The organism is Streptomyces sp. NPDC090445, from assembly GCF_044769385.1.
GTDB lineage: Bacteria > Actinomycetota > Actinomycetes > Streptomycetales > Streptomycetaceae > Streptomyces.
In genome coordinates this window covers 1-1482 of sequence record NZ_JBIVXV010000081.1, presented here as the reverse complement: position 1 = coordinate 1482, position 1482 = coordinate 1, and the positions used below count along the sequence as shown (strand labels likewise).

Annotated in this window: 1 protein-coding gene; it reads right to left on the bottom strand. The window is 69.8% G+C overall.

Annotation, left to right across the window (positions count from 1 at the left end; translation table 11 throughout):
* A partial coding sequence (locus ACIQUT_RS40290) for an acyl-CoA carboxylase subunit beta (RefSeq protein WP_403570710.1) occupies positions 1-1482 on the bottom strand: 1482 nt, incomplete at both ends.

The following is a 1482-nucleotide window of genomic DNA, read 5'->3' as shown; positions in this document are numbered from 1 at the left end:
GCGGAGCATCGCGAGGGCGCCGATCAGCGTCTCGCGGGTCTCGGCGGGGTCGATGACGTCGTCGACGAGGCCGCGTTCGGCCGCGTAGTACGGGTGCATCAGCTCGGCCTTGTACTCCTTGACCATGCGGGCGCGCATGGCCTCGGGGTCCTCGGCCTCCGCGATCTGCTTGCGGAAGATGACGTTGGCTGCGCCTTCGGCGCCCATGACCGCGATCTCGTTGGTCGGCCAGGCGTAGGTGAGGTCCGCGCCGATGGACTGGGAGTCCATGACGATGTACGCGCCGCCGTAGGCCTTGCGCAGGATCAGGGAGATCCGCGGGACGGTGGCGTTGCAGTACGCGTAGAGCAGCTTGGCGCCGTGGCGGATGATGCCGCCGTGCTCCTGGTCGACGCCCGGGAGGAAGCCGGGCACGTCCAGCAGGGTGATGATCGGGATGTTGAAGGCGTCGCACATCTGGACGAAGCGCGCGGCCTTCTCGGAGGCCTCGATGTCGAGGACGCCGGCCAGGGTCTGCGGCTGGTTGGCGACGATGCCGACGACCTGCCCGTCGAGGCGGGCCAGGGCGCAGATGATGTTGCGGGCCCAGCGCTCGTGGATCTCCAGGACGTCGCCGTCGTCGACGAGCTCCTCGATCACCTTGTGCATGTCGTACGGGCGGTTGCCGTCCGCGGGGACCAGGTCCAGCAGGACGTCCGAGCGGCGGTCGGCCGGGTCGGAGGTCTCGTGGACCGGCGGGTTCTCGCGGTTGTTGGAGGGCAGCATCGAGATGAGGTAGCGGACCTCGGAGATGCAGGTCTCCTCGTCGTCGTACGCGAAGTGCGCCACGCCGGAGGTCTCGGCGTGGACGTCGGCGCCGCCCAGGCCGTTCTGGCTGATCTCCTCGCCGGTGACGGCGCGCACGACGTCGGGGCCGGTGATGAACATCTGCGAGGTGTCGCGGACCATGAACACGAAGTCCGTCAGCGCCGGCGAGTACGCCGCGCCGCCCGCGCACGGGCCCAGCATCACCGAGATCTGCGGGATGACACCCGAGGCCCGGGTGTTGCGCTGGAAGATGCCGCCGTACCCGGCGAGCGCGGAGACGCCCTCCTGGATACGGGCGCCGGCGCCGTCGTTGAGCGAGACCAGCGGGGCACCGGCCGCGATGGCCATGTCCATGATCTTGTGGATCTTCGTGGCGTGGGCCTCGCCCAGCGCACCGCCGAAGATCCGGAAGTCGTGCGCGTAGACGAAGACCGTGCGGCCCTCGACCGTGCCCCAACCGGTGATCACACCGTCGGTGTACGGCTTCTTGCCCTCCAGGCCGAAACCGGTCGCCCGGTGCCGGCGCAGCTGCTCGACCTCCTTGAAGGAACCCTCGTCGAGGAGCAGCGCGATGCGCTCGCGCGCCGTCAGCTTGCCCTTCGCGTGCTGGGCCTCGGTCGCCCGGTCACTCGGTCCACGCCGCGCCTGCTCGCGCAGGGAGTGCAGCTCGGCCAC